The organism is Paenarthrobacter sp. PH39-S1 (assembly GCF_030063245.1).
In the GTDB taxonomy this organism is placed as follows: Bacteria; Actinomycetota; Actinomycetes; order Actinomycetales; family Micrococcaceae; genus Arthrobacter_M.
In genome coordinates this window covers 1-19,516 of the sequence record NZ_JASISR010000053.1, presented here as the reverse complement: position 1 = coordinate 19,516, position 19,516 = coordinate 1, and the positions used below count along the sequence as shown (strand labels likewise).

Sequence of the window (19,516 nt, the reverse complement as noted above, 5' to 3'; positions counted from 1 at the left end):
CGGCTGCAGATAGTACTCGTGCACGAACTGACGGATCTCCTCACGGGTATACCCCTGGATAGCAACTGTCATGGCTGTCTCCTTCAATCAATATGAAAGAACCGGGTGGCTCACAACCAGCTTGACGCAGAGGGGGAGCGACAAATTCGCCGTCGAACCCGTGAGCTGGACACCTCGCCGCTAATGCACGTCGCCGTGTTGCCGCCCCACCCAGGCGGCCCCATTCTGCTGATCAATGAAGGCGGAAAAGGCGAGTCGGCGTCAAACACGACGGCGACCGCGTTGCCCGAAATGGAATGCGGGTCAAAACGTCAGCCTGGACAAAACGGCGCGCTGTCATACGTCGATCGTATGACAGCGCACCGGCGGGGCCTATGGCGATCCGGCTCACCCCAATGGCGTCGCGGAAGCGGAGTAGTCTGGTCGCGGAGGCCGGGAAAGCACCATGATGCGACGCTATACCAACCGAGCGGAAGCCGGACGGTGTCTGGCAGCGGCCCTGCCGCAGTTCAGGAACCGTCCGGAGGCGATATCGCTTGGGCTGGCGCGCGGCGGTGTTCCCGTTGCTGTGGCGGTCGGCGCTGAGCTCGGCATTCCATCCGGGGCTCTGATTGTCCGAAAGCTCGGCGTTCCCGGTCAGCCCGAGACCGCCTTCGGCGCCTTGGCCATCTGCCGAGGTGACATCGTGCGCGTGATCAATCCGCCATTCGTGGACCGGCTGCTTCATAGTGGGATCACCCGAGCAGACCTGAATCAAGTGGAAGACCGCGAGCGCGCTGAGCTGCTGCGGCGGGTTGCGGACTACGGTCTCCCGGATACCGATCTTGCGGGCATGACTGTCATCCTGACCGATGACGGTGTTGCCACCGGTTTCACCATGCTTGCGGCAGTGGAGGCAGTCCGCCGTGGAGGCCCTGCCGCCGTCGTCGCCGCCGTACCCGTCGGCTCCTTGGAAGCATACAAGACCGTCGCCGGAGCGGCGGATTCGGTGATCTGTCTGCGCATCCCTGGCAATTTCCGCGCCGTCGGCAATGCCTACCTGGACTTCGAACAGGTCAGCGACGCGGAGGTGGCCCGGTTACAGGGTCCGAGGAGTCCCGGCGGCTGTTGAATTCGTTGCCTGGCGGCCGATTGTGCAAGTGATGAGCAAGCCGCCGGCTCCGGCCCAGAACTTTGCATCAGACCGGCTTTCACCGCGCCTTCGAATCCGTCGCACAGACTGCACGACCCGGGCAGAGGTATCCGGTGCCTACCTCTGCCCTTTCAGCCCCAGTGCCTTTTCGATGGCGTCGGGATCATCATGAGAACCAACTGCGCCGGGTTCGGTCCAGACCAAAAAGGGCCTATCTTCAACCACGATCAGGGACAGGTCCTTGCCCCGGCCCGCTTTCGCATTGATCCCTGTCAGGATGCTGTTGATGTCGCCTGTCGCCCTGACCAGCTCGGCATCGTGGAAAGATGTCGCCGCCCCACCTGCTGATTCCCATAATCCATGAACAAGGCAGTCACCGGCCGGGCTCGCAAAGCAATAAATCTTGTGCGTGATCGGGCCGAGTATCCAGGAGCGCTTATGCGGTTTGGCAGCCAAGTCCGCCTTCAGTCCGAGTGCCTTTATAAGTGTCTGAAATTCGTCGTGGGGACCAATCGCCCCGGGTTCATCGGGACCTGTCGCACTCGGTGTTGTCCAGACCAGGAACGGCCTGTTGCCGACCACGATAAAGGACAGGCTCCGGCCCTGAGCCTTTTTCTCCTCAACCCTCGTCAGGATGGCATTGATGTCACCCGTCGCCCTCACCAGCTCGGCATCGTGAAAAGATGTCGCCGCCTGCTCAGCGGTCCCCCACAGTGACGTAACAACGCAGTCGGCCGCCGGATTCGCATAGCAGTGGACAATGTGGTTCGTGCTGATCCACCACGAGCGGTTCTTGGGTTTTGCAGGCTTTAGTTGCTCCGGCGCATCCATATCCGTCACCTTTCGCTCAACAGTCGCTTTCACGCGGGCCGTTCCTCATCACCCGGCAAGGCGAGCATCCCACCTGCAATCCCCCGTGTCAAAGGGAGTGAGGAACGGCGCCGCAACCACGTGCGCCACCGTCTCCCGCGGCCCTTGGCCTGGCGCTTTTCCCTCTGCACAGTCCGTCATATTGTTCAAGAACTCCCAAGTGGGCGGCCCCACAGCTCGCGTGCACCCTGAAGCACTAAAGCGGAAATGACCTCGGCTATTGCCGTCCGCGGTCGTCGTGTTTTGGCGTCGAGCCGTGGAAGTTTGTGGGGAGGTCAACCATACTCAGTACGTGGACAACGCGGGCACTCGCGGCTGCGAAGCGGATCCGATCATCGCAACCGCGGTCCCCGGGGCGAACGAAACTCTGATCGGTCTCGAATTGTTCACCGGGGTCGTGTTCCTCGGGGCAGGAACCTGGTAGGGGCTGCATGGCCGGTTCGCAAATAGCCGCTGTCCCTTTGTCTGGGTGGCATTACTCGGCCTATCGGTGTACACCGTGGCCGGTAGTTTGGCTTCGCTGAACACGCCAGGCATGAGGGCATGTTTTCGCTGGCGCGGCAGTGCGTCTGCCGGGGTGGTTCCTGATTGCGGCGGCGGTCTTGCCCACCGTTTTGTGGTTGAGCGAGATCGGCCCAGACGTGCTGGCCGGTCAACCGTCAACCAGCGCAACCACCTGGGAGGTCCCGACCAACCCCGTACACGTGCTCGACCTCGCACTCTTTCTTCCCGCCGTCTGCGCCAGCGGCGTGCTACTGCTTCGTCGCGACCGGGTCGGCTACGGCACCGCCGTAGGATCGTTGGTCTTCCTTGGCTTCATCTGCCTGCCAATTCTCCGCACGCCTTTCGTGGCGCAGGTTAGAGGTGATGTCCCGAGCTGGTCGGTGATGATTCCCATCAGTTTCATTGCAGCCACTACACTCGTCGTACTCCGGCGACTGCTTCACACGATGAGACCGAATCCTGACGCCATCGTAGGCGAATCGTCATGAGCTCGGATCAGCGCGAACCAAAGAGTTTGTCCGAGTGGGAACTGCGGCTCAAAGACGTCCCTAGTGGCGCGATCTTCACCAGCGAGGAGATTGCCGGGCTACCGGACCCGGTGCAACGCCTATTCCTTAGGACAATCCTTCCTGGGTCTCCGCTGACGGGCCGGCACGTTTGGATATCATCCGTTCGGCGGTGAGATCACCTTTTATCACACTTTCGATGAGCTGACTATCCCCAACTCGGGACGACTCGGCAGGAAATTTGGGACCGCCCGCTGGACCGACGGCGCAGCAGGGTTCAGTAGCTGCAGGGCCACGGCTACTTCAGCTTCCCACCCGCCACGCCGAGCGGAGTACCGCGGGTCTCCTTGACCATGGTGGCCCCGATGAAGGAAATGGCGCAGAGGACCATGATGTAGATCCCGACAGACGGAGACCAGTGGAACGCACCCATCAGGGCATCACCGATCAGCGGAGCGAAAGCACCGCCGAGAATGGCGCCCAAGGCGTACCCGATGGAAACGCCGGAGTAGCGCACATTGGCCGGGAACATTTCCGCGTACATGGCGGACATCGGCCCATAGGAGAGTCCCAATCCAACGGTCAGCACGAACACCGCGGCACCGAAGATCCAGATGTTCGCGGTATCGATCAGCAGAAACATCGGGACCATCCAGACAAAGATCCAGGCGTATCCGATCTGGAAGGTACGTACCCGGCCGATCCGGTCCGAAAGGGCGCCCCCGTACAGGGTGAACGTCAGCCAGCCCACGGACGCCACGACAATGGCCAGCAGGACCTGCGCAGTATCCATTTTCAGCGTCTTGGTGGCATAGGAGGAGAAGAAGGCGATGACCATATACCCGGCGGCATTGTTGCCGATGAAGATTACGGCAGTGAGGATGACATTGCGCTTATGGCTGCGGAACAGCACGCCCAGGGGCGCCGAAGACTCCTTCTTCCGCTGTGCCATTTCCACAAACACCGGGCTTTCCGCGACGGCCCGACGAATTACGTAGCCGATCACAATCAGCACAAGAGAGAGCAGGAACGGCACCCGCCAGCCCCAGGCCAGGAATGCCTCCGTTCCCAGCGCCGCCCGCAGCACGAATATCACCAGCGATGCGAGGATCAGTCCGACCGGCACACCAATCTGCGGATACGCGCCGAACAGACCGCGGCGGCTTAGGGGCGCATGTTCCACGGACATCAGCGCGGCCCCGCCCCATTCGCCCCCCGCGGAAAAGCCCTGAATAATGCGCAGCAGGATCAGCAGAATGGGCGCCCCGATGCCAATGGCGGCATAGGTCGGCAGCAGACCAATCAACGCCGTCGCCCCTCCCATCATCAGCAGCGTCAGCACCAGCATGGCCTTGCGGCCCACGCGGTCCCCGAGGTGGCCGGCAACGACCGCGCCGAGGGGCCGGAAGAGGAAACTGATGCCCAGCGATGCCCACGAAGCCAGCTGCGCCCCGGTGGAGCCGAGCGGACTAAAGTACAGCTGGGCAAAAATCAGCCCGGCCGCCTGGGCGTAAATAAAGAAGTCGTACCACTCTATGGTGGTCCCCACCATCGTGGCGGCCACCACCTTGCGGTCCTCGCCGGACATTTTCAGCCGCGGGCCCCCTTGAACACCCTCGGTTGCTGTACTGGACATTTTTCCTCCCAAATTCGTGGTTCGAGCGAATTCAATGGTGCGAGCGATGAATTACCGACAGATCGTTCAGTTGGTAAGAAACCTACCATCCTATTGTGATGCGGAGCACATGTGACACGCGGACCACAGGCGACGACGGCGGCGGGCCGGGTGGCGGCCGCGTGCCGGTCCGGTGCCGGGCCGGGCCGATGGGCTTAGTCCTCGCGCTGCAGAAGACTGCGCACCCGGGCGCGGACGGGCTCGCGGTCGTAGCAGTTGACGAGAGCACCGGCCATCCGCACCGGATCGCCGAAGAAAAAGTATTCGTACAGTGCCTGGCGTCCGGAAAAGGAGGAGGAAATGCTCGCGTCGTAGGCCAGCTTGAACAACCGCACGCGCTCGGGTCCGGTCAGTGTCTTGGCCTGCAGGAACAGCTCAATGTCCGGCAGCGCGGAACTGTTCACATCGGCCTCCCCTGGCAGCGCCATCAACCCGCTGGCGGAGAACTTGCGGATAATCGCCGGGGAAGCGCTGCGCGACCTTCGGGTACCAGTTACGCGCGGCGTTGAGCGTCGTCCACTTCGGCAACAGCACGCCATCGTCCGTCATGTCCGGCTCCGCCTCGGACGCCGTCATCAGGGCCTTGCCGATCTCCACCGTCTGGATCAGCTCGGCCAGATCCTCCTCAATGTGCTGGAAGCCGTCAATGCCGATGGACGCGGCCAGCTCACCGGCCAGGCCCGGGAAGAATTCACTCTTGGCGATGGTGCGGGTGACCACTTGGTGGGTCATCAGCGCGCCCGCACCGGTCTCGGAGCAGAAGCCGTTGCACAGTTCCGGGTGACCGAGCATAAAAATGCGTTCGTTGGGCACAAAAACGTCGTGAAATACGACGACGGCGTCCATCTCCTCGAAGCGGCTGGCGCTGGCCGCCGAGCTGCTCGCTGCCGGAGACCGAGCGGTTCACTTGCGGAGGGATCAGGGTGTGCGTGGCGAGCAGGTCAATCCCGGCAGTGCTCGTAGTATTTGCGGATGTTCTCCCCGTACATCGGGTCCGCTTGGGAGAACCACTTCTCCGCTGCGCTCAGCGCGGTCAGGGAGCTGTTCATGTAGTCACCGGTGCGCCCCAGGAACCCATTGGAATATTCCGCCCAAGTCCGGATGGCGGCGCGGCGGCGCCGAAGGTCCTCCGGGGTCCGCGGGACCAGGAACGAGGCGCTCACCCTGTCTCCGGTGGTGGGCGAGGTCTAGGTCAACGCGTCCTGGTATGCGGCATCATGCTGCATGTCGAATAGCTTGGCGTAGGTGCGGACCACATTCCGGCAGGGTGCTCGGCGATGTTCTCCGAGACCACCTCGCCATCGATCACCACATGCGGGTGCATGCCCGCCGTCGGCCCGGCCAAGGCGGCTAGAGGAGGTCCTCCACGCCCAGCTGGCTCTCCGGAATGGTAGTGAAGCTGCTATTGGCGAACGCCAGCGCATCCCCGCTCCGGTAGTCGAAATCCGTGACTTCGCCCAGATACAGCGTGTGGTCTCCGCCGTCGTAGGCCGCCCACGGCTGGCATTCGAAATAGGCCAGCACGTGAGAGAGCCTCGGTGCGGATCCACCTTCAACCCAGACCGGATCGGGTCCGGGCCGGCCGGCAAAATGCATCGCCAGCATGCGCTGTTCGGCACCGAGAATATTCACCGTGAACGGCCGGCCCGCGAGTTCATCGTGCGCCTTGGTGCTCCGCGCAATGCTCACCAGCACCAGAGGCGGCTCCATGGAGACGGAGGTGAAGGAATTGACCGTAATCCCGTGCCGCTTGGTGACGCCATCAAAGGTCACGATGGCCACCCCCGTGGCAAAGCGGCCCAGGCTGCCGCGAAAATGGTGTGCCCGGGGCGTGAGAGCACTGCGGCGCCCTGTCGAAAGGGAAACGGGATCGGGCCCCTTTCCCTCTGCCTTCGCTGTCATCATCGGTTCCTCGGCGGACTCACGTTCCATAATTGAACTGTTTGCTCTACTATTGAATTGTATCCGAGTGTGAGCCAGGGCACAAGAACCCCGGTCCTAGAAAGGAAAACCGTGGCCGACTCCCCCAGCCATTCCCAGACACTTTCGCGCGGCGTCCGCGCGCTGGAAATTCTGGCGGCAGCATCAGCGCCGCTGTCCATTGCCGAGCTGTCCGCGGAGCTCGGCGTACATCGGTCAATCGCCTACCGCATTCTGCGCACGTTGGAGGATCATTCATTGGTGGTGCGCGACGACGGCGGCCGTCTGCTTCCGGGGGCGGGCCTGGCAGTGCTGGCCCGCAGTGTTTCCCGCGATCTGCAGACGGCCGCGCTGCCCGAGCTCACCGCGCTGGCCGAAGAGCTGAATATGACGGCTTTTGTCGGGATCTGGGATGGGGAGGACTGCGTCACCCTGGTGACCGTGGAGCCCCGGCAGTCGGGCGCGGCTCTGGCGCAGCGTCCGGGAACGCGCCATCCACTGGCACTCGGAGCGCCGGGAATCGCCATCGCCTCCGCACTGACTCCACAGCGCTGGCGCGAACTCGTCCCGGACCAACCCTACCGCGCCGAGGCCGCCGCTGCGCATGACCTCGGTTACGCCGTCAGCCATGATGAGGTCATCAGCGGCGTGTCCTCGGTGGCTTCCCCGATCCTGGTTCCCGGCCACCGCCCGGCCGCCCTGGCCGTCGTCTATATCCGGACTACTCAACAGCCGGAGATGATAGGGACAAGACTGGCCGCGGGCGCGCAGCGCATCCAGGCGCAGCTCGGCTGAAAACGCGCGCAATGTGTCAGTTGGGGGTCCGCACCTGGGACGCCAGATCCCAGTCGGCGGTTCTTTTGCGTTGCGGTCGTACACGCAATGGCGGGAAGGATCGATTGATACTCACAACAGGTCAACTGCCAGCGTGTGTCTGGGTGGCGGTTCGCACGACGACTGGTCCTAAGGGGAGGCGGTCATGGCAGGTCCACTGCTGGAGACCAAGCTCTGCGCGTGACAACGATCTGGTGTTGTTTTGGACCTACCTTATCGCGGCGTTGAAGACGACGGGTGCATCCGTGATGGGCGCCTTGTTCGCGCTCGGATCCGCGACGATGGACATCAAAACGGCCCCTCCCGCTGCCGTTGCCACCGGAATGCGGATGACGTTCGCAGTCGCAACGATTCTCATCGTTGGGCGCACTCGCAGTAGCGGTGGGAACTCACCGCCGCACATTGCGCACGGGGGTGCCTGATCCGGAAGCAGAGTTGCAGACGGACAGGGAAGATTCGGATGACCTCACGGCTCGTTAAGTCGCTCGGGCTCGGTTTTCACGACGCCCGCCGCCACTGTCCGCCCGCGCATCATCATCGCCGCAATGATGCCCAGAATAAAGAGGCCGGCCGCGGCGGCCAGGGACACCAGGAATGCCGCGGCATACCCGGAGGATTGCGCGACGCTGCCGGCCAGTGCGGAGCCAAGGGCGGAGCCGGCAACGATGCCGCTGGCCAGCGCGGTCATGATGGTGCCCAGCCAACGTCTGGGGGCCAGCAGCCCGCCAACGCTGAAAATGGTCACCATGGCCGGCCCCACCGGTATGCCGAGGACCAACAGCACGGCAATCATTGCGGGGACGGATGCAGGAAGCAACAGCAGCGGGGAGAGAACCGTCATCAGCGCTGCCACGGTCACCCAGCGCCGCGGGTGACTGAACCTCGCGGGCCAGTAAGCCACCGAGAGCGCCGCGACGGCCGAGCTGAGCCCCATCACCGCGTACAGCAGTCCTGCCAGCTCGGACGCGCTGAAGCTTCCGGTGAAGGCGATCAGCCCGGTCTGAGCGCCGCCAAAAAAGGTCCCCATGCAGACCATCCCGAGCACGGGAACGGCCAGCCGCCGCAGGCTGACCGGCTCAGCCGTTTCGGCGCCCGGCCCGGGTTCGGCCTTCCGATGCCGGAGGACGGTGGCCTCGGTGGGGTGGACGGCAAAGAGTGAGACGAGAAGCAACGTCATCACGGCCGCCAGCACCAGCGGAAGCCACGGTGCCACGAGCGAGGCCAGGATTCCGACCAGCGCCGGGCCCAGCGCGAAGGTCAGCTCGTCGGCCGTGCTTTCGTAGGACAGCGCGGTCTCCACGGCCGCATCCCGCTGCCCCGCCGGCAGCCGGACGCTCAGCGACATCCAGCGCACCCGCGCCAATGGCCCAACCTGCGGCGAGGTGGCGCCGCTAAGGAGGGCGGCCCCGAGCACCATTGCGACGGCCGGCGACGCAAAGCCATCGGCCCTGTAGGTAAGTACGACGACGGCGGCAAGGGTCAGCGCGTTCAGTACGGCGGCGCTGAGCAGAACATGCCGCTGACCGAATTTGTCGGCCAGGAAACCGAGGACGGGTGCACCGGCCGCGGAGCCGATTCCGACCGCGCCGGCCGCGAGTCCGCCGATGGCGTACGAGTGGCTGACGCTGGTGACCAGGGTCAGGACGCCTACGGTGAGCATGGCCAGCGGGACACGGGCGAACAGACCAAGGGGGATGAATCCTGGCCCTGCCAGACGCGGCAGGGAGGCATAACGGCCCAGCAGACCGCGACGTGATCCGGGCGGACCGCCAGCAGCGGAGATTCCGCCGGAGGCAGCAGTACCGGGTGCGGCCGCGCCGGCCACGGCAGGGCGAGGAACGGGGGCGGTAAACGCCGGCTCAGAGCGGTGGTCGGCCGTTTCCGGCCGAGAGGGAAGAGGGGTAGTCATTTTTCCGGTCGCCTCAAACTATGCGCATCGTCCCCCCTCCCGATGCGCGCAACCCGGATTCACCGGTAATTCTATCCGCACGTGGCCATCCAGGGTGACCGTGAAGAGACCCTGACCGTGCGGAGACCTTGACAATGTGTTTGCACGGAAAAAATCGCCCGGCTATTATGCGGTTACATCATTTCGCGGCTCGAGAGGAACGGCTGACGTGACATATTTGAACTCCAAATGGCATGAGTTCTTCCTCGCAACCGCAGGAGCCGCAGCGGCGCTGGCCGGACTCATTATTGTTGCGATGTCGGTAAACATCGCCAAAATCATCGCCATCCCTTCCATGCCCTCGCGCGGAGCCGCGACCATCGGATCACTCGTCCTCATCGTCGTGGTCTCGGCTGCCTCGCTCATCCCCGGCCAATCCGATCTCATGCTCGGTCTCGAGACGGTGCTATTCGCTGCCGGTGCTATGGCGCTTTACCTTGACGCCGGCCGGAAATTCACCTTTCTTCGGGCGGAAATTCCGCTGGGTCAGAGCCTCACCAAGGCAGCGTTCGGGCCCGACCAAATCGCTCCGTTCCTCGTCGGTGGAATTTTGCTGACCGGCTCTAATCCGGATGGTGTCTACTGGATTGCTGCCGGCACAATCCTGGTCTTCATCGGTTCTGTCATCACCGCCTGGGTGCTGTTGGTCGAAATTCTGCGCTAAGAGTTCGCCATGGCCGCGCCGTCGAGCACGGAAACCGTGGACCCGGTCCGGCCCTTGTGCACGTGCAGCTGCGCCGGAATGCGGAGCTTCATCTCCGCCACATGGCTGACCAGCCCGACGACGCGTCCCCCGGCCCGCAGTCCCTCCAGCGCGTCCATGACCTGCTCCAGCGACTGCTCGTCCAGCGAGCCGAACCCTTCATCGACGAAGAGCGTCTCAATATCCACCCCACCCGCTTCCTGCTGCACCACATCAGCCAGACCGAGCGCCAAGGCAAGAGAGGCCATAAATGACTCACCGCCGGAGAGCGTGGCCGTCTCCCTGGACTGCCCCGTCCATTCATCCACCACCTGCAGCCCCAGCCCGGATTTTTGATTGCCGCCGGCCAGGGCGTCGCTGTAGCTGAGGGTGTAGCGGCCATCGCTCATGGTGCGCAGACGCCCTGAGGCGGCCGCGGCCACCTGTTCCAGCCGCGCGGCCAGGACGTAGCTGTTCAGCGGCATTTTATACGTGTTATCCCCCAGCCCGCGGACCGTGTCGGCAAGGCTGCCCACGCGGTCGGCGTGCCCGCGCAGCGGTTCCACCACCTCATCGAGCTCCGCATGTTGCTGCGCCGCGGCGCGGACAGCGTCGAGGGCCTGGGACGCCAGCCCGCGACGGAGCACCGCCTCGCCCGCTGTTTCGGCGGCGGTCCGGGCCAGGGCATGCAGCTGCCCCAGCCGCGCGTCGTTCGGAACTGCCATGCCGGCGTCGGCCTCATCCGCTGCCGTCATGACGTCTTCCGCCTCGAAGGAAGCGGCGCATCGGACCAGGTCTTCTTGGTGGCTGCGGATCCGCTCCAGCAAGGCCGAGGCCTCGTCTGCGCCCAGCAAGGCCTTGCGGGCAGATCCGGCGTCCACAAAGCGTGTGGCCGGCAGGGCAAGTTCCAGCGCTTCCTGCGCGGAGCCGAAAGCGGCTTTAGCGCTGTCGCTGGCCTGTACCGCGGTGCTGGCCCGGACCAGCAGCAGAGCGACCCGGCGCAGCTCGGACAGCTTGGCCGCCAGGGAGCCGAAGCCTTCCCGGGATGCTGCCAGCTTTGCGTCGAGCCGATTCACGTCCCGATGCATGGCCAGCTGCGAAGCGGCAAGACCGGCTGCCCGTTCCCGTGCAGACGCGCAGAGTCCGTCCTGCTCCCGGATTTGAACGCCGAGAATTTCCAGCTGCCGCTCCTGATTTTTGAGCGCAACCGCGCCGTTTTTCGCCTCGGTCAAGGCTCGGCCGGCGGCCGCAGCGTCCCGTTCCGTCGCCGCCTCGTCGGCCGCTCCACCCTTGGCTGCCAGCCCGGCAAGGTGCTGCCGGGCCTCGTTGAGTTTCTGCACAGCCGCGGCCGAGGCAAGCTCCGTTTCGTCACGGTGCAGCTTGGCCTGTTCCTCCTCCTCAACGGCCTGCAGCCCGGTGGTGGCAAGCTCCGAGGGGCACGGATGAAGCTCGCTGCCGCAGACAGGACACGGTTTCCCCTCCACCAGCTTCGCCGCAAGCTCGCCCGCCGCCAGCTCCAACCGGCGCTTCAACAGCTCCAGCCAATGTTCCTTGGCCGTCAGGAAGACCAGCTGCGCGTCATGATGTTCCTGCCCGCAGCGGGCCACCTGCTGCTCCGCCGTCCGATGAGCGCGGATGACAGCCAACAGTTCGGTTGCAGCGTTAACGGCGAGACTGCGTTGTCCGGTGGCCCCGGCCAGTACCCGTAATCCCTCCAGGCCCCCGGCCAGCGCGGTACTTTCCTTGGTGGCGGCGGCGGACGCCGAGGCATGTGTCAGCGCAGCGGCGCGGGCATTCTCCAAGGCGGTTTCGGTTCCCGCCAGTTCGGATTGCAGGGCTGCCAGGCGGTCCTCATCCGGCAGCGACTCCTCAACGATCGCTATCTCCCGATCCAGGCGTTTTTGCGCCACCACCAGCACGGAATGGTTCGGACCCCGCGGGTCGACCCCGTCTGAAACGGCCCCGGCTGAACCGGACAGGTCCAAGTCAGACACGTCCCTCCCGGCCCCAGTCAAACCGGACACGTCCGAGCCCACCCCAGCCGAACCAGCCGCAGCCGGACCGGACACACCCGCTCCGTACCCGGTCAGGCCGGTGAGCGGGAGCGCCGTTTTGTCAGCAAGCAACCGGTCAAGCGCGCGGGCCGCGGCGCCCTCGGCGGTGGCGGACACCGATGCCGCCCGGGCCAGCCCCGTCAGCTGCCCGGTCAGCACCTCCGCCTCCCGGTGCGCCAGCGCGCGCTGCTGCCAACCCACAAATTCGGGCTCCGCTTGGGCGAGGCGGCTGCGTTCAGCTTCTGCGCTCTGCAGTTTCCGGTGACGTGTCCGCAGCTGTTCGGCGAACTCCAGCGCCGCAGCAGCGGCCTGTTCGTCCGACCGGCTGGATGCGGCGGCCGCCTCGGCCGCCCCGTGCGCAAGTTCCAGCCGGCCGAGCAGTACGTCGAAGAGCCGGCGGCCGGCCGCCGCTTCGGCATCCGCGGCGCCCCCGTCCGCCGCGCCCGGCAGGACTCCCACCGGACCGGACCACGTCCCGGCGCGGTCTACGTCTGCGGCCCCGGGGGCCTCCCGCGGCGGCCCGTCCGGGGTGCGGCCCTGCACGCCCAGAAGGCTTTCTGCCTGGCTGCGGGCCAGGGATTCCAGCCGCTGCAGTTCTTGTTCCTTATCCGCCAGCGCCATCTTGGCCGCCACGGCATCCGCCGCCAACTGCCGTTCGAGGTTTTTGTAGACCTGTGTGCCGAAGAGCTTCTGCAGCAGTTCCTGCCGGTCGTCGGCCTTGGAACGCAGGAACGCGGCGAAGTCCCCCTGCGCCAGCAGCACCACCTTCGTGAACTGATCCTTATCCATGCCGAGCAGGCCGGTGATCTCGGCACCGGCCTCGTCATTGCGGGTGGATTTCTCCTCCCAGACCCCGTTTTCCTTCTCGCGCAGCTGGGTCTTCGCCTGCTGCGTGGTCGTCCCCGAACCCCGCTTTGCGGGCCGCTCCCAAGCCGGACTGCGCAGCACCTCAAGATGTCGCCCGCTGGCGCTGAACTCGCAGATGACCTGCGGTTCCATCCCCTCAGCGGCATGGTCGCTGCGCAGCCGTTTGCCGCTTTGCCTGGCTCCCGGGACGGAGCCGTACAGGGCGTAGCAGATGGCATCCAGGACGCTGGTCTTCCCCGCCCCGGTGGCGCCGTTGAGCAGGAACAGTCCCTGCCCGCTGAGGGAGTCAAAATCGATGATCTGCCGCTCCGCGAAGGGTCCGAAGGCCTGGATTTCCAGTCGGTGGATTCTCATTTGCCCGCCTCCTGCAGCCGGACGGCGTCGAGGGAGCCGAGCAGGACCGCCTTATCCTCCACGGATGTACTGCGCCCACGCACGTGTTCCAGGAAACCGCAGCACAGCTCCAGCTCGTTGGCGGCTGTGGCCACCCGGTCGCTGTAACTGGTCGGTCCCTTCGTCCGGGCATCGGCCGGTTCAAACGCCAGCACCAGTGTCTGCGGAAACCGGCTGCGCAGCCGCTCCATCGCGTGCGCCGGCCGTTCATTGTCGGTCAGGGTGATCTGGCAGTAGGCGGTTTCCGCATGCGCGTGCTCCCCTGCGGTGAGCAGCTGCTCGAGGCCCCCGCGCAAAACCGCGAGCTCCTTGCTGGCCGGCCACGGAATCGGTTTGACGAATTCCAGCCCGTCCGGACCGATCTCCAGCAGCCAACCGCCCTTGTCCTGCCGCGCTTCGGAAAAAGAGTAGGCCAGCGGGGAGCCGGAATAGCGGACCGTCTCGCTGAGCATCTGACGGCCGTGCAGATGCCCCAGCGCGGTATAGGCAAAGCCGTCGAACAGGTCCAGCGGCACGGCCCCCACGCCGCCCACGCTGAGCTCGCGTTCACTGTCGGAGCTGATCCCGCCGCTGGCAAAAGTATGCGCCAGCACGACGGAGTGCGTTGGCCGGCTCTGCTGCGCCAGATGAGTCCGTACCCGCTGCAGCGCCGCCTCCGTGACCGTGAAGTGCGACGGCTGCTCCACCCCCAGCGCCTCGGCCACCGTCCGCGGCTCCAGAAACGGCAGCCCGTAAATGGCCAGCTGTGCGTCCTTCCCCGTAGCATCGCGGCCCAGCTCAAACATCACCGGGACGTCCAGCCCGTCAATGCGGGTGCGCAGGTGGACTCCCCCGCGCTCCAGCACCTTGCCGGCAAAGCCCAGCCGGGTGGCCGAATCGTGGTTTCCGCTGGTCAGCACCACCGCCACGCCCTCCGCCGTCAGACGGGACAAAGCGTCATCGAGCAGATTAACCACGTCCACACCGGGGAGCGCGCGGTCATAGACGTCACCGGCCAGCAGCAGGATATCGACCTTTTCCTCCCGGACGGTCTCCAGCAGTTGATCCACAAAATTCCGCTGCGCGGCGAGCATGCCGACGCCGTGAAACGACCTGCCCAGGTGCCAGTCCGATGTATGAAGTAAACGCATGCTCCTACGCTAACGGCTACCACTGACAGTTTTGTCAGCGGTAGCCGTCAGCAGCACCCGTGGCGCGCCCCGTGGAGCAGTATTACGCAGGGAAGGTTATTGGACAGTGCCCTTGTCATCGAAGAAGTCCTGCGCATCCGTCGTTGCGGGTGTCTTGGTGGCGCCGGTGCCCGCAGGCGCGCCGGCGGCGGGAACCGGTCCGGGTAGCTCGGAAACCGGGGCGTTCACTGCCGGGTCCGTCTCCAAAACAGCAGCCCTGCGTCCCCTGCGTCCGCCGCCGGCACCGTTTGCGAGGGCGCCAACATCCGCGCCGCCGTCGGCCGTGCCGGCAACAACCTCGTCTTCGTCAAGCTCAAATTCCCCGACTTCCTCAACGTTCAGCCCGGAGACGCCGGCCGCGGTGACCCCAATGGTGGCGGAAAAAGCGCGGAACAGCAGGCCGGCCACGGCAGCACCGAGCAGCGGGGCAACCCAGAACAGCCAGAGCTGCTCCGCAGCCCAGCCGTCCGCGAAGAACACCACGGCCGTGGAACGGGCCGGGTTGATCGAGGCGTTCGTCACCGGCAGTGCCACCGTAATGACGGCTGCGAAGGCCAGCCCGATGCCGATCGGGGCCAGTGTGCGGTTGGCCCGTGCCTGCGTCGCACCAAGGACGACGGCAACGAAGATGGCTGTGCAGACAACCTCGATCAGCAATGCGCCGGCCAGCGGAACGGTCGACGGCGAATGGGCGTCAAAGCCGTTGGCCAGACTGTTGAACAGAGTATGGGTGGTCAGCTTGCCACCGCTGCCCGACACCGCGGGGAGGACCTGCAGCAGTGCAAAGAGCACCAAGGTCCCGACGGTCGCGGCGGCAACCTGCACCAGCACGTACCAGAGGGCATGAATCCACTTAATCCGGCCGGCGAGCGCCGCGGCAAATGATACGGCCGGGTTGAAATGGCCCCCGGAGACATGGCCGAAGGCGATCAGCCCGGCAATCAGGGCGAGCCCGAAACCGATGCCCACGGGCACGGCAGCCGAGCTGCCGGAACCGTTGAACAGTGCAATGCCCAGTCCGGCAAAGACCAGCAGAAAGGAGCCCAGCGCCTCCGCGAAAAGCCGGGCGGCGAGGCCGGATTCTGGACGCTTGACCACGGAGGTCCGGGCATTCCGGGCGGCTGGGCCCGCAACAGTACTGGGTGAAGTCATCAGTGAAAAATCCTTTGGCAATTGGTTTTGGTCGGCTTGACGCGGGTGTTCTCCAGCAGCGAACGCTGGGCCGCTTCCCGCTCAATGTTCCCCAAGATACTCTACCGAGTTGGCAGAAGGCTGTGACCGGAAGCGACCGGCGCGGCCTTTCCGGACGACGACGGCGGCGCCGCGGAGCTGCGCGAAAGGCGGGTTCCGCGATGGTCACGTTCGAGGTCGAAGCGACGGGGCCGCCGTGCGGGTGAGCGCCGCGGCATCAGATTTTGGCATCGGATTATGGCGTCAGATTATGAAGGTGGCGGGGTCAGATCAAAAAGATGGCAACAATAGCGGCGGCGCCAAGGGCGACGACGGAACCCGCGGCCGCGCGCAGCACCCCGTCTGCGGGAGCGGCGTGGGTCCCGGGAGCCTGGCCGTGCAGCTCGTGCAGGCGCAGCAGCGCACAGATGATGAGAACCGCCGTCGTCGCCGCGGCCGTCGCGGCACACAGCCCCAAGCCGAGTGGACGCCCGGACAGACCTGCGGCGCCGCCGTCGGCCTCCAAGGACGCCAGCCAGCCACGCCAGATGAACAGGTCCACCACCACCATGGTGAGCACGGTGCGCCGCCAGGCCAAGGACGTGCGCTCGGGCTGCAACCCCGGATCACGAGTTGACGGCTGTCCCCGCACCGTTACGGCCGGATCAGAATCAGCACGGCGAAGACCAACGCGGCGAGCGAAACGCCCAGCGTCATGGCCAGCAGCATCCAGGAATGCGGCAGTTCCTGCTGGTTGCGCATCGCTTGTTCCTGGTGACCCCAGCGCCGGTAGCTGACCACAGCCAGCATGGCGCCAAACGCGGCCAGCACCACGCAGAGCACCGCTCGGACGGCCCCGGGCGCGAACTGCGGGGCCAGCTGATCGATCGCCACCGATCCCGCCAGCAGCGCCAGGGAAGTGCGGATCCAGGCCAGGAAGGTGCGCTCGTTCGCCAGCGAAAATCTGTAGTCCGGGGTCGTGCCGGTCCGTCGCCAGGCGGGCTCGCGCATGGTGATCCTTCTCTGATGGGGCGGGGTACTGTCCCAAGTTTACTGTGCTTGCCGCGGGCATCTGCCGCAGCGGTGACCGAAGCGGTGTCCAACGCCGGGTTCCGCCCGCAAGCAGAGGCGCTAAATTGGAAGCATGGACTCCTCTACCGCCGAACCGTCCGCCGCAGCCGTCAGCCTCGCCTCACGTGTGCGCGGTTCGCTGATGGGCGGAGCCCTCGGCGACAGCTTCGGATATTTGGTCGCCTCCGACAGCATTGCCGCCATCCGCGCCCGCTACGGTAGCGCTGGGCTGCTGGACCTCTCGCAGGCCGCGGGGCCGGTACACTTCTCCGACGATACACAGATGACTCTTTACACGGTCGATGCCTTGGTCGAGGCGCTCGAATGGGCCAACGACGGCACGGCCGCGGATGAGACTGCCTGCCTCTGGCTTGCATATCTGCGTTGGCTGGCGAACCAGGGAGTCACGCCGCCGGCCAATGTGCCCGCCGCCCAGCCACGCTGGATCGACGGGCAGGAGACGCTGCACCACCGCCGGCACCCGGACGGGGCGTCCCTGAGCGGCCTGGCTGGCGGAGAGATGGGCACCCGTTCGCGTCCGGTCAATCCGGACGCCGAGGGGTGCGGAGCCCTCAGCCGCTCCGCCCCGTTTGGCCTGGTGCCCCATATTCCGGCGGAGGCCGTCTACAGCCTAAGCACCAATGGAGCGGCTCTGACGCACGGGCATCCCGCTGCTCTGCAGTCGGCGGCCGCGTTCAGTTGGTTGATCCACCGCATTGCCGTCGAAAATCTCACTCTGCAAGCCGCAGCGCTCTCCATGCGGGACCGGTCCGGTGCCGAGCCGGCAGCGGACGCACGGTTGCTGGGGCGGCTGGATACGGCCTTGGAACTATCCGCCGGACAGCCGTCACCGGCTGCCGTGCTGGGGCCCGAGGCACTCACATTGGCTCTGGGCAGCGGGGCCGCCGACCAGGCGCTGGGCAGCGGGGCTGCCGACCAGGCGCTGGCCATCGCCCTCTATGCCGTGCTGGTCACGGAGGAGGTCTCGTCGTCGCCGGTCGAGCATTTCCTGAACGCCATGCGGGTGGCCGTCAACCACGACGGCAACAGCGACTCCACGGGATCGGTCGCCGGGAATATTCTGGGCGCCTTTTACGGCGAGGACTGCCTGCCGCAGGCCTGGCTGACGCTTTCCGAAGCACCCGGGCTGATCCGCGCTATGGCCCAGCAACTGCTGAAGGTCACGGGATCCCGAGACTGACTTTACCGCGGGCGACGCCGACGCTCAGGTCATGCCGGTGACGCGCAGGGTGATGTTGATGCGCCCGGTCCGCAGTCCGCACCCCTCCGGGGCGGTGCCTGGGAGGACCTTGGTGACGCCGTGGTAGGCGAGGCGGGAGGGACCGCCGAAGACGAAGAGGTCGCCGGAAGCGAGCTCGATCTCCTCGAAGGGCCGATTCCGGTTCTCGGTGTTGCCGAACCGGAACCGGCAGGTGTCGCCGACGGACAGCGACACGACGGGAGCGAGGGATTGCTCATCCTTGTCCTGATGCATGCCCATGCGGGCGGCGCCGTCGTAGTAGTTCACGAGGGCCGTGTCGGGGGTGTAGTCATCGCCGGCGTGCGGGTCACCCGTGGTCTCGACGACAGCCTTTCGTCCGAGGCGGACCATCCAGTCGGGGAAGGGGAGGACCCTGTTGCCGTTCACATCGACGGCTTCCCGGGAGTAGGCATAGGGGCGCCAGTGCCAGCCGAGGCAGACGGTTTTGACACTCATCTCGTTGCCGCGGACCTTCGCGGCGCGGATCGGAACGGGTCCTTTCACCCACTCATGGAAGCGCGCGACGATCCACTGCTGCTGCTCCAGCGTCAGCCATCCCGGAACCCAGGTTGCGCCGGCGCCGAGTTCGCGCCCGGGCCGGTCGAACAGGTCATCGGAGAACAAGGTGGCCGCCGATGCTGCTGCGTGCCGCCGCAAAGGATGGAATGTCGCCGCTGTTGTCCGGAATCCATCGTGCGAGGGCATCGAGGATCACGTTGAGTCCGATCTCGAACTCGTCGCCGAAGTCGTAGCCCGGCTGGAGGACGTGCTCGGTAGCGATCTCGACGAGGTGGGGGTATTCACCAGACGAGAACAGTTGCACTATTGGTGCGGCAACGTCGGCGACGGTCTCCGGGCCTTTGAAGGGCAGAGAGGCCTCCTGCAGGGCGAATCCGTAGATGTAGCTGTCGAGTAGGGCGTAGGCGTGGGCTGTCATCGGCACGGAGAAGCCGGCCGCACGCAGGGCGCCAAGGGTCGCGTCATGGTGCCGCAGCGCGGCAGGGCCAGGTGTGGTCCGCGATTCCAGGAGCCCGATCGCCCAGGTGTGGCGGTGCAATATGCGCCGGACATTGTTGGCCCGCCGATGCATTTCCGTCCGCCAGTTGCCCTCGGCCGAGGGCAGCGCAATCTCGCTGAAGACGAGGTCCGCGATGCTGTCGAGGATCTCGTCCTTGTTGGCCACGTAGTGGTAAAGCGACATCGGCTTGGCCCCGAGTGCTTGGGCAAGCGAGCGCATGGTGAGCGCCGAGATCCCCGCCTCATCGGCGATCTCGGTGGCGCAACGCAGCACCCGTTCCCGGCTGAGCGGAAGGCGTCCCCCGGTGCTTTCACGACTAGGTGCATGGGTCGGTAGTGGTTTTAGCCGTTTGATGTTCGGCGGCGTGGCAGCCGATGAATCCTGATGCCGGTAATAATTTCCTTTGAAGGAGGCGCCCCCGCCCCGAGGGATCGTTCAGCGA

General features: G+C 65.4%; 19 protein-coding genes. 4 read left to right on the top strand and 15 right to left on the bottom strand.

Annotated features, from left to right (window positions below):
* The first annotated feature begins 445 nt into the window (after positions 1 to 445).
* Complete coding sequence (locus tag QMG52_RS20220; RefSeq protein ID WP_283562217.1) at positions 446 to 1,111, top strand: phosphoribosyltransferase; 666 nt, start codon at positions 446 to 448, stop codon at positions 1,109 to 1,111.
* 138 nt (positions 1,112 to 1,249) lie between these two features.
* On the opposite strand, the gene QMG52_RS20215 is transcribed toward QMG52_RS20220, so the two are convergent.
* The 6 genes from QMG52_RS20215 to QMG52_RS20190 all read right to left on the bottom strand — a co-directional run bounded on the left by QMG52_RS20215 (position 1,250) and on the right by QMG52_RS20190 (position 6,619).
* Complete coding sequence (locus QMG52_RS20215; RefSeq protein ID WP_283562216.1) at positions 1,250 to 1,996, bottom strand: hypothetical protein; 747 nt, start codon at positions 1,994 to 1,996, stop codon at positions 1,250 to 1,252.
* 1,314 nt (positions 1,997 to 3,310) lie between these two features.
* The gene (locus QMG52_RS20210; protein ID WP_283562215.1) at positions 3,311 to 4,648 is read right to left on the bottom strand and encodes an MFS transporter; all 1,338 of its coding nucleotides are present in this window, start codon (positions 4,646 to 4,648) and stop codon (positions 3,311 to 3,313) included.
* 194 nt (positions 4,649 to 4,842) lie between these two features.
* Entirely contained in the window at positions 4,843 to 5,091 is a 249-nt protein-coding gene (locus QMG52_RS20205; RefSeq protein ID WP_283562214.1) for a 4-hydroxyphenylacetate 3-hydroxylase C-terminal domain-containing protein, read from the bottom strand.
* The gene (locus tag QMG52_RS20200) at positions 5,063 to 5,533 is read right to left on the bottom strand and encodes a 4-hydroxyphenylacetate 3-hydroxylase C-terminal domain-containing protein (RefSeq protein ID WP_283562213.1); all 471 of its coding nucleotides are present in this window, start codon (positions 5,531 to 5,533) and stop codon (positions 5,063 to 5,065) included. Before QMG52_RS20200 ends, QMG52_RS20205 begins: the two co-directional genes overlap by 29 nt.
* A gap of 95 nt (positions 5,534 to 5,628) precedes the next feature.
* Positions 5,629 to 5,850, bottom strand: coding sequence for a 4-hydroxyphenylacetate 3-hydroxylase N-terminal domain-containing protein (locus QMG52_RS20195; RefSeq protein WP_283562212.1), 222 nt, complete (start codon positions 5,848 to 5,850; stop codon positions 5,629 to 5,631).
* A 187-nt stretch (positions 5,851 to 6,037) separates the two neighbouring features.
* Positions 6,038 to 6,619, bottom strand: a complete 582-nt coding sequence (locus QMG52_RS20190) for a flavin reductase family protein (protein WP_283562211.1) — start codon at positions 6,617 to 6,619, stop codon at positions 6,038 to 6,040.
* A gap of 81 nt (positions 6,620 to 6,700) precedes the next feature.
* Here QMG52_RS20190 and QMG52_RS20185 point away from each other — a divergent pair, with 81 nt between their 5' ends.
* Positions 6,701 to 7,402 (top strand): IclR family transcriptional regulator, encoded by a 702-nt coding sequence (locus QMG52_RS20185; RefSeq protein WP_283562210.1) that lies wholly within the window; start codon positions 6,701 to 6,703, stop codon positions 7,400 to 7,402.
* 247 nt (positions 7,403 to 7,649) lie between these two features.
* On the opposite strand, the gene QMG52_RS20180 is transcribed toward QMG52_RS20185, so the two are convergent.
* Together QMG52_RS20180 and QMG52_RS20175 are read right to left on the bottom strand one after the other, a co-directional pair.
* Entirely contained in the window at positions 7,650 to 7,799 is a 150-nt protein-coding gene (locus tag QMG52_RS20180; protein ID WP_283562209.1) for a hypothetical protein, read from the bottom strand.
* A 108-nt stretch (positions 7,800 to 7,907) separates the two neighbouring features.
* Positions 7,908 to 9,350 carry an MFS transporter gene (locus QMG52_RS20175; RefSeq protein WP_283562208.1) on the bottom strand — a complete coding sequence of 481 codons (1,443 nt, stop codon included), beginning with the start codon at positions 9,348 to 9,350 and terminating at the stop codon, positions 7,908 to 7,910.
* A gap of 208 nt (positions 9,351 to 9,558) precedes the next feature.
* On the opposite strand from QMG52_RS20175, the gene QMG52_RS20170 reads away from it, so the two are divergent.
* Positions 9,559 to 10,053 carry a hypothetical protein gene (locus QMG52_RS20170; protein ID WP_283562207.1) on the top strand — a complete coding sequence of 165 codons (495 nt, stop codon included), beginning with the start codon at positions 9,559 to 9,561 and terminating at the stop codon, positions 10,051 to 10,053.
* Here QMG52_RS20170 and QMG52_RS20165 read toward each other — a convergent pair.
* From QMG52_RS20165 to QMG52_RS20145, 5 genes are all read right to left on the bottom strand, one after another.
* Positions 10,050 to 13,346: an AAA family ATPase gene (locus QMG52_RS20165; RefSeq protein ID WP_283562206.1), complete on the bottom strand. Its 3,297-nt coding sequence runs from the start codon at positions 13,344 to 13,346 to the stop codon at positions 10,050 to 10,052. The genes QMG52_RS20170 and QMG52_RS20165 overlap by 4 nt on opposite strands.
* On the bottom strand, positions 13,343 to 14,515 hold the full coding sequence (locus QMG52_RS20160) for an exonuclease SbcCD subunit D (protein ID WP_283562205.1): 1,173 nt from the start codon (positions 14,513 to 14,515) through the stop codon (positions 13,343 to 13,345). Before QMG52_RS20160 ends, QMG52_RS20165 begins: the two co-directional genes overlap by 4 nt.
* Before the next feature lie 96 nt (positions 14,516 to 14,611).
* Positions 14,612 to 15,706: an aquaporin gene (locus tag QMG52_RS20155; protein WP_283562204.1), complete on the bottom strand. Its 1,095-nt coding sequence runs from the start codon at positions 15,704 to 15,706 to the stop codon at positions 14,612 to 14,614.
* Positions 15,707 to 16,010: 304 nt separating this feature from the next.
* Complete coding sequence (locus QMG52_RS20150) at positions 16,011 to 16,343, bottom strand: DUF202 domain-containing protein (RefSeq protein ID WP_283562203.1); 333 nt, start codon at positions 16,341 to 16,343, stop codon at positions 16,011 to 16,013.
* 35 nt (positions 16,344 to 16,378) lie between these two features.
* The gene (locus QMG52_RS20145) at positions 16,379 to 16,735 is read right to left on the bottom strand and encodes a YidH family protein (RefSeq protein ID WP_283562202.1); all 357 of its coding nucleotides are present in this window, start codon (positions 16,733 to 16,735) and stop codon (positions 16,379 to 16,381) included.
* 133 nt (positions 16,736 to 16,868) lie between these two features.
* Here QMG52_RS20145 and QMG52_RS20140 point away from each other — a divergent pair, with 133 nt between their 5' ends.
* Positions 16,869 to 17,996 carry an ADP-ribosylglycohydrolase family protein gene (locus QMG52_RS20140; RefSeq protein WP_283562201.1) on the top strand — a complete coding sequence of 376 codons (1,128 nt, stop codon included), beginning with the start codon at positions 16,869 to 16,871 and terminating at the stop codon, positions 17,994 to 17,996.
* A gap of 24 nt (positions 17,997 to 18,020) precedes the next feature.
* Here QMG52_RS20140 and QMG52_RS20135 read toward each other — a convergent pair whose 3' ends face one another.
* Both QMG52_RS20135 and QMG52_RS20130 read right to left on the bottom strand, forming a co-directional pair.
* Positions 18,021 to 18,680 carry an alpha-ketoglutarate-dependent dioxygenase AlkB family protein gene (locus QMG52_RS20135; RefSeq protein ID WP_283562200.1) on the bottom strand — a complete coding sequence of 220 codons (660 nt, stop codon included), beginning with the start codon at positions 18,678 to 18,680 and terminating at the stop codon, positions 18,021 to 18,023.
* Positions 18,667 to 19,347: a TetR/AcrR family transcriptional regulator C-terminal domain-containing protein gene (locus QMG52_RS20130; RefSeq protein ID WP_283562199.1), complete on the bottom strand. Its 681-nt coding sequence runs from the start codon at positions 19,345 to 19,347 to the stop codon at positions 18,667 to 18,669. The genes QMG52_RS20135 and QMG52_RS20130 overlap by 14 nt, the downstream gene beginning before the upstream one ends.
* Positions 19,348 to 19,516: the final 169 nt, after the last annotated feature.

What these genes read in the sequence shown, in the direction of transcription:
- QMG52_RS20145 (WP_283562202.1), bottom strand. Translation starts at nt 16,735, where the DNA reads ATGCGCGAGCCCGCCTGGCGACGGACCGGCACGACCCCGGACTACAGA.
- QMG52_RS20180 (WP_283562209.1), bottom strand. Translation starts at nt 7,799, where the DNA reads ATGAGAATCGTTGCGACTGCGAACGTCATCCGCATTCCGGTGGCAACG.
- QMG52_RS20220 (WP_283562217.1), top strand. Translation starts at nt 446, where the DNA reads ATGATGCGACGCTATACCAACCGAGCGGAAGCCGGACGGTGTCTGGCA.
- QMG52_RS20140 (WP_283562201.1), top strand. Translation starts at nt 16,869, where the DNA reads ATGGACTCCTCTACCGCCGAACCGTCCGCCGCAGCCGTCAGCCTCGCC.
- QMG52_RS20155 (WP_283562204.1), bottom strand. Translation starts at nt 15,706, where the DNA reads ATGACTTCACCCAGTACTGTTGCGGGCCCAGCCGCCCGGAATGCCCGG.
- QMG52_RS20190 (WP_283562211.1), bottom strand. Translation starts at nt 6,619, where the DNA reads ATGGAACGTGAGTCCGCCGAGGAACCGATGATGACAGCGAAGGCAGAG.
- QMG52_RS20175 (WP_283562208.1), bottom strand. Translation starts at nt 9,350, where the DNA reads ATGACTACCCCTCTTCCCTCTCGGCCGGAAACGGCCGACCACCGCTCT.
- QMG52_RS20165 (WP_283562206.1), bottom strand. Translation starts at nt 13,346, where the DNA reads ATGAGAATCCACCGACTGGAAATCCAGGCCTTCGGACCCTTCGCGGAG.
- QMG52_RS20210 (WP_283562215.1), bottom strand. Translation starts at nt 4,648, where the DNA reads ATGTCCAGTACAGCAACCGAGGGTGTTCAAGGGGGCCCGCGGCTGAAA.
- QMG52_RS20200 (WP_283562213.1), bottom strand. Translation starts at nt 5,533, where the DNA reads ATGGACGCCGTCGTCGTATTTCACGACGTTTTTGTGCCCAACGAACGC.
- QMG52_RS20160 (WP_283562205.1), bottom strand. Translation starts at nt 14,515, where the DNA reads ATGCGTTTACTTCATACATCGGACTGGCACCTGGGCAGGTCGTTTCAC.